The following is a 6654-nucleotide window of genomic DNA, read 5'->3' on the forward strand; positions in this document are numbered from 1 at the left end:
GGAGGGATCGCCGGGCCCCGCGGGGCCGGCGCCGGCCGCGGCCTGTCCGGGACGGACACGCGCACCCCGGGGGCCGCAGCGCCGGTCCCGCTGAGCGACACGGGCCTGCCCGGCTGGCTGCGCCCCGTCGCCGAGGCGGCCCGGAAGGTGACCCCCCGTCAGCTGACCACCTATCTGCCACCCGAGACCGGCGGCCGCCCCGCCGCCGTCCTCGTCCTCTTCGGTGACGGTCCGGAGGGCCCCGAACTGCTCCTCACCGAGCGCGCCGGCACCCTGCGGCAGCACGCCGGCCAGCCGTCGTTCCCCGGTGGCCGCCTCGATCCCGAGGACGGCGACCCCGACGCCGACGGCCCGCTCCGCGCCGCCCTGCGCGAGGCCGAGGAGGAGACCGGGGTGGACCCGGACGGCGTGCAGCTGTTCGCGACGCTGCCCCGCCTCTACATCCCCTACAGCGACTTCGTGGTGACACCGGTGCTCGGCTGGTGGCGCACCCCCGCGCCGGTCGCGCCCGTGGACCTCGCGGAGACCGCCCGGGTCTTCACCGTTCCCGTCGACGAACTCACCGATCCGGCCAGCCGCGGCACCGCCGTGCACCCCAGCGGCTACCGGGGACCGTGCTTCCACGTGCGCTCCGCGCTGGTCTGGGGGTTCACTGCCGGAGTCATCGACAGGATCCTGCACTACGCCGGATGGGAGCGTCCCTGGGACCGCGAGCGGCACTACTCCCTCGACGGCGGCGCGTGAACCGCGCCCGCGCCGTCGTGAGACGGTGGCCGTCATGAACGTACTCGACCTCTTCCTGCTGCTGGCCGCCGTCTGGTTCGCGGTCGTCGGCTACCGCCAGGGATTCGTGGTCGGGGTGCTCTCCGTCACCGGCTTCATCGGTGGCGGTCTGATCGCGATCTACCTGCTGCCCATCGTCTGGGAGCAGTTCGGCCAGGAGCGTGACCCCGGGTCGGTCGGGGTCATCGCGGCCGTGGTGATCGTGATCGTGTTCGCCTCCATCGGCCAGGCGTTCACCACCTACTTCGGCAACCGGCTGCGGCAGTACATCACCTGGTCGCCCGCCCGCGCGCTGGACGCAACCGGCGGCGCGCTGGTCAATGTCATGGCCATGCTGCTCGTCGCCTGGCTCATCGGCTCGGCCCTGGCCACCACCACCCTGCCGACGGTCAGATCGGCGGTGCGTGGCTCCCACGTCCTCCAGGGCGTCTCCGGGGTGCTGCCGGACAACGCCGACACCTGGTTCACCGACTTCAGCTCGATCCTCGCGCAGCACGGCTTCCCCCAGGTCTTCTCGCCGTTCACACAGGAGTCGATCACCGATGTCGAGGCGCCCGACCCGGCCCTGGCCAACAGCCCGGTGGTCGAGCAGGCACGGGCCTCCATCGTCAAGGTCGCGGGCACGGCGCCCAGTTGCGGGAAGATACTGGAGGGCACCGGCTTCGTCTTCGACACCGGGCGGGTGATGACCAACGCCCATGTGGTCGGCGGGGTCAGCGAACCGACCGTGCAGGTCGGCGGCGAAGGGCAGCTCTACGACGCCAGCGTCGTCCTCTACGACTGGGAACGCGACGTCGCCGTGCTCGACGTCCCCGACCTCACCGCGCCGCCCCTGCAGTTCGCTGAGGCCCCGGCCACGGGTGGGGACGACGCGATCGTGGCCGGCTTCCCCGAGAGCGGACCGTTCGATGTCCGCTCGGCCCGCATCCGCGAGCGCATGCCCGCCAACGGCCCCGACATCTACCGGCGCGGCACCGTCAACCGCGACGTCTACTCGCTCTACGCCCTCGTCCGGCAGGGCAACTCGGGCGGCCCGCTGCTCACCCCGCAGGGCGAGGTGTACGGCGTGATCTTCGCGAAGTCGCTGGACGACCAGAACACCGGCTACGCACTGACCCACGACGAGGTGCGCGAGGCCATCAGCGAGGGCCGGACCGCCCAGGAGCCCGTGGACAGCCAGAGCTGCGCCATGTGAGCCCCGCGCGTGGGTGGCCGCTGAACCCCCGCGCGTGGTGGCCGCAGAGCGGAGCCGCCCGCCGCGCCGTGCCTCCCGGGGGAGGCGCCGGCGCGGCGGGCGGCATCGCGTCTGTGCAGTGAGGGTTTCTGTGCAGTGAGGGTTGAGGTAGGTAAGCGGGTTGTGTGAATTACTTGCTCAGCTGCGCGGATGACGCAGCTGGGTCGATACCCAGCGCGCCCGGCGGCGGAGGATCTGCGGAAAACCGATGCTCGGCTCCCTCGTCATGCGGCCAGGACCCGCTCGTCTCGCAGCGCTCTGCGCTCTGACGGCGGCTCCGTTGCCGCTCCGTTGTCCTGCCACGTCACGGAAGTCGTGCGTCCAGCCCATACAGCGTCTCTGCCCGGGGCCCCGGCCGGATAACCGTCCCGGATGCCAGGAATTGGCCTATGCGTCAGGCACATACGTACGAGTGGTGGCGGCCCGTGATGAGGTGCATTCGTGTGGTGTTCGGAGAAGTGGTGAAGGCAGCGCGCAGGAGTCATGTGTACCCGGTGCGTGGTCGACGCCACCATGGCGCCACCACGGCGCCGCCGCGGCGCTGAGCCAGTCGCCCGGCGCGCGGAGGCCGCCCGAGGTCGCGCGACGGGAGAGCACGCGCCCCGTGCCCGGCGCGGCAGCGTGGCTCGCACCACCCGCACACACGACCGGCCGGAGCCAGTGCTCCGGCCGGTCATGATCGTGGGTCCGACAGCGCACCCCGCCCGGGTGCCGGCCCGAACGCGCCCCGCCCGTCAGCGGTCCGGTTCCGGGTCCCTCAGCCAGTCGATCAGCTCGGTGGAGAACGCCACCGGGTCCTCCTCCTGCGGGAAGTGCGCCATACCGTCGAACAGCCTCCAGCGGTACGGCGCCTCCACATAGGCGTTGGAGCCGGCCGAACTGCGCGCGCGGATCACCGGGTCCAGCGAACCGTGCAGATGCAGCGTCGGCGACAGCACCGGCCGCTTCATCCGGCGGTTGAACTGGATCCCGTCCGGCCGGGCCATCGACCGCACCAGCCAGCGGTAGGGCTCCACCGAACAGTGGGCGGTCGACGGGATCGCCATCGCCTGCCGGTAGATGTCCACGTCCTCGGCCTCCGGCGCCCGGGGGCCGGACCACTCGCGCATCAGCCGCGCCACCAGCGCGCCGTCGTCCGCCACCAGACGCCGCTCCGGCACCCACGGACGCTGCACGCCCCACACGAAGGAACTCGCAGCCGTCTGCCGGGGATCGCGCAGCAGCGCGGACCGCCAGTTGCGTGGATGCGGCATCGAGGTGACCGCCAGCCGGCGCACCAGCTTCGGCCGCATCACCGCGGCCGTCCACGCCAGGTACCCGCCCAGCCCGTGCCCGACCAGCGCCGCGTCCGGTTCGCCCAGCGACCGGATCACACCGGTGACGTCCAGCGCCATGTTGGCCGGGTCGTAGCCACGCGGCGTCCGGTCACTGCCGCCGACCCCGCGCAGGTCCATCGCCACCGCGCGGTAACCGGCCTCGGCGAGCGCCGGCAGCTGATGCCGCCACGTCCACCAGAACTGCGGGAAGCCGTGCAGCAGCAGGACGAGCGGGCCCTCACCCAGCTCGGCGATGTGGAACCGCGCCCCGTTCGCCGCGACATCGCGATGCGTCCAGGGCCCGGGCTGTTCGACGACCGTCGTGCGGGCCTCGGAATGTTCGGGAGCGGTCATACCTGGAGTCTGTCATCTTCCCCGAGGCGCTCACGCTGCCGCGGCTTGGCGTTGGAGAGTACGGCCGCCGACTCCTTGGCGGAGGTCGCCAGATCCGGCTTGGGCATGCGCTTGAACTCCAGCATCGCGACCAGCCCGGCGATCAGCCCGATCAGCACGTAGATGCCACCCACGATGAGGAACGCGATCGCCAGCGGCAGGTCCCACCAGTTCCGCAGCCAGAAACCGAGTGCCACGGTCAGCGGCAGCGGCGCCAGCAGCAGGAACACGGCCGCGACCGCGCCGGCGACACCGCCCTTCTTCCCGCGCGCCACGTCCTCGCGGAGCTTCGCCTTGGCGAGCGCGATCTCCTCGCGCATCAGCCCGGACACCTGCCCGGACGCCTCGGCCACCAGATTGCCGATGCTGCGGCCCTCGTCGGCTGCGCTCATTGCGTCATCCCTCTCGCTGCGTAACGGAAATCCCGGCCGGAGTCCCCGGCCGGCTGCCACGCCCGCGCCGCCGCGGCCGTCGCGGCGGTGGCGTGTCGCGTACGCCGCGGCGTGGCGCGCCCCGCCGGGCCGAGCCCGGTCCGGCCGGGGCCCAGAACAGGGCGGCCCCGCCGTGGTGCGCCGTGCCGCCGGTGACAGCCGTGGCAGCGACAGTAATGCCGCCGGGCCGGTGCGTCATCCGGACGCGGCGGCCGTTCGGCCGTCCGCCGCGCGGATCACGCTCCGGAGTTCGCGGAGCCCCGCAATCGTATGCGGCGCGGTCCCGGCGGGCGCGCCCGGGACGGCCGCCCGGGTGTGGCTCCGGCCGGCCGTCCGGGCGGGAGTCCGGCCGGCCGCTCCGGTACCGCCCGGGTGGCCGCCTGAGCCGCCGTCCGAGGTGGAACACCGCCGGGCGCGTACCCGCCTGACGGGCCGCCAACCCGGCCGGAGCGCGCGGTCCGGACGCGAGAGCCCTCGCGCGCGAACGGCGATGGGCGGGACGGTGAGCCTCCCGGCTCTCCCGCCCCGCCCGCACGGACCGACTCCACACGGACGCCGTCACCGGCGCCTGTGTGGGGACGTCAGTCGTCGCCGCCCGTGGAGGGCAGCTTCTTCTGGATGAGGTCCATCACCGAGGAGTCGGTGAGCGTGGTGACGTCGCCCAGCTCACGGTGCTCCGCGATGTCCCGCAGCAGCCGCCGCATGATCTTGCCCGAACGCGTCTTCGGCAGCTCCGCCACCGGCATGATCTTCTTCGGCTTGGCGATGGCGCCGAGCTGCTTGGCGACATGCGCCCGCAGCTCCTCCACCAGGCCCTCGTCCTCCGACGCGGTCCCGCGCAGGATGACGAACGCACAGATCGCCTGCGTCGTCTGCGGGTCGGCGGCGCCCACCACGGCGGCCTCGGCGACCTTCGGGTGCGCGACCAGGGCCGACTCCACCTCGGTGGTCGAGATGTTGTGGCCGGAGACGAGCATCACGTCGTCCACCCGGCCCAGCAGCCAGATGTCGCCGTCCTTGTCCTTCTTCGCGCCGTCACCCGCGAAGTAGCGGCCCTCGAACCTCGACCAGTAGGTGTCCAGGAACCGCTGGTCGTCGCCCCAGATGGTGCGCAGCATGGACGGCCACGGCTCGGTGAGGACCAGGTAACCGCCGCCGCCGTTCGGGACCGGGTTGGCGTCGTCGTCGACGACGGTCGCCGCGATACCCGGCAGCGGGATCTGGGCCGAACCGGGCTTGGCCGCGGTGACGCCCGGCAGCGGGCTGATCATCATCGCCCCGGTCTCCGTCTGCCACCAGGTGTCGACCACCGGGGCGCGGTTGCCGCCGATGTGCTCGCGGTACCACATCCACGCCTCGGGGTTGATCGGCTCGCCGACCGACCCGAGCACCCGCAGCGAGGTGAGGTCGAACTTCGCCGGGATCTCGTCGCCCCACTTCATGCAGGCACGGATCGCGGTGGGCGCCGTGTAGAGCAGGGTGACGCCGTACTTCTGGACGATCTCCCACCAGCGGCCGTGGTGCGGGGTGTCCGGGGTGCCCTCGTAGAGCATCTGGGTGGCGCCGTTGGCCAGCGGCCCGTAGACGATGTACGAGTGCCCGGTGACCCAGCCGACGTCGGCGGTGCACCAGTAGACGTCGGTCTCCGGCTTCAGGTCGAAGACCGCGTGGTGGGTGTAGGCGGTCTGCGTGAGGTAGCCACCCGAGGTGTGCAGGATGCCCTTCGGCTTCCCCGTGGTGCCGGAGGTGTAGAGGATGAACAGCGGGTGCTCGGCGTCGAACGCCTCCGGGGTGTGCTCCTCGGGCTGACGGTCCACCACCTCGTGCCACCAGAGGTCCCGGCCCTCGGTCCAGGCGGTCTCCTCGCCGGTGCGGCGGACCACCAGGACGTTGCGGACGTTCTCCGTGCCCGGGCGGGTCAGCGCCTCGTCGACCGCGGGCTTCAGCGCGCTGGGCTTGCCGCGCCGGTAGCCGCCGTCGGAGGTGACGACCACACGGGCGTCGGCGTCCTTGATGCGGGTGGCCAGCGCGTCGGCGGAGAAGCCGCCGAAGACCACCGAGTGCGGGGCACCGATGCGGGCGCAGGCCAGCATCGTGATGACCGCCTCGGGGATCATCGGCAGGTACACCGCGACCCGGTCACCGGTCTCGACCCCGAGTTCGGTCAGCGCGTTGGCCGCCCGGGACACCTCCCGCTGCAGCTCCGCGTAGGTGAGGGAGCGGGAGTCCCCGGGCTCGCCCTCGAAGTGCAGCGCGACCCGGTCGCCGTGGCCCGCCTCGACGTGGCGGTCGACGCAGTTGTACGCCACGTTGAGCCGGCCGTCCGCGAACCACTTCGCGAACGGCGGGTTGGTCCAGTCGAGCGTCTCGGCCGGCTCGGTGGACCACGACAGCCGACGGGCCTGCTCGGCCCAGAAACCGAGCCGGTCCTCGTCGGCGGCCTCGTACGCGCTCGCGGTGACATTGGCCTCGGCGGCCAGGGCGGGAGGGGGCGGGA

At 72.5% G+C, this 6654-nt stretch carries 5 protein-coding genes; 2 read left to right on the plus strand and 3 right to left on the minus strand.

Going from position 1 to position 6654, the window contains the following annotated elements:
* Positions 1–6 precede the first annotated feature (6 nt).
* Complete coding sequence (locus E0D90_RS21975; RefSeq protein WP_130799776.1) at positions 7–744, plus strand: NUDIX hydrolase; 738 nt, start codon at positions 7–9, stop codon at positions 742–744.
* A gap of 34 nt (positions 745–778) precedes the next feature.
* Positions 779–1978, plus strand: a complete 1200-nt coding sequence (locus tag E0D90_RS21980) for a MarP family serine protease (RefSeq protein WP_103504855.1) — start codon at positions 779–781, stop codon at positions 1976–1978.
* Positions 1979–2751: 773 nt separating this feature from the next.
* On the opposite strand, the gene E0D90_RS21990 is transcribed toward E0D90_RS21980, so the two are convergent.
* The 3 genes from E0D90_RS21990 to acs form a co-directional block, all read right to left on the minus strand.
* On the minus strand, positions 2752–3687 hold the full coding sequence (locus tag E0D90_RS21990) for an alpha/beta fold hydrolase (protein ID WP_130799774.1): 936 nt from the start codon (positions 3685–3687) through the stop codon (positions 2752–2754).
* A complete protein-coding gene (locus E0D90_RS21995; RefSeq protein ID WP_103504858.1) occupies positions 3684–4118 on the minus strand; it encodes a phage holin family protein in 435 nt (144 codons plus the stop codon). The genes E0D90_RS21990 and E0D90_RS21995 overlap by 4 nt, the downstream gene beginning before the upstream one ends.
* A gap of 620 nt (positions 4119–4738) precedes the next feature.
* Positions 4739–6654: acetate--CoA ligase (acs, locus tag E0D90_RS22000; RefSeq protein ID WP_130799775.1), on the minus strand; the 1916-nt coding region annotated here is incomplete at its 5' end.

Origin of the sequence: Streptomyces otsuchiensis (assembly GCF_004305975.1) — a bacterium.
In the GTDB taxonomy this organism is placed as follows: Bacteria; Actinomycetota; Actinomycetes; order Streptomycetales; family Streptomycetaceae; genus Streptomyces; species Streptomyces otsuchiensis.

Bases quoted from the DNA above. Each gene is read 5' to 3' on its own strand.
- E0D90_RS21980 (WP_103504855.1), top strand. From the start codon at position 779: ATGAACGTACTCGACCTCTTCCTGCTGCTGGCCGCCGTCTGGTTCGCG.
- E0D90_RS21990 (WP_130799774.1), bottom strand. From the start codon at position 3,687: ATGACCGCTCCCGAACATTCCGAGGCCCGCACGACGGTCGTCGAACAG.
- E0D90_RS21995 (WP_103504858.1), bottom strand. From the start codon at position 4,118: ATGAGCGCAGCCGACGAGGGCCGCAGCATCGGCAATCTGGTGGCCGAG.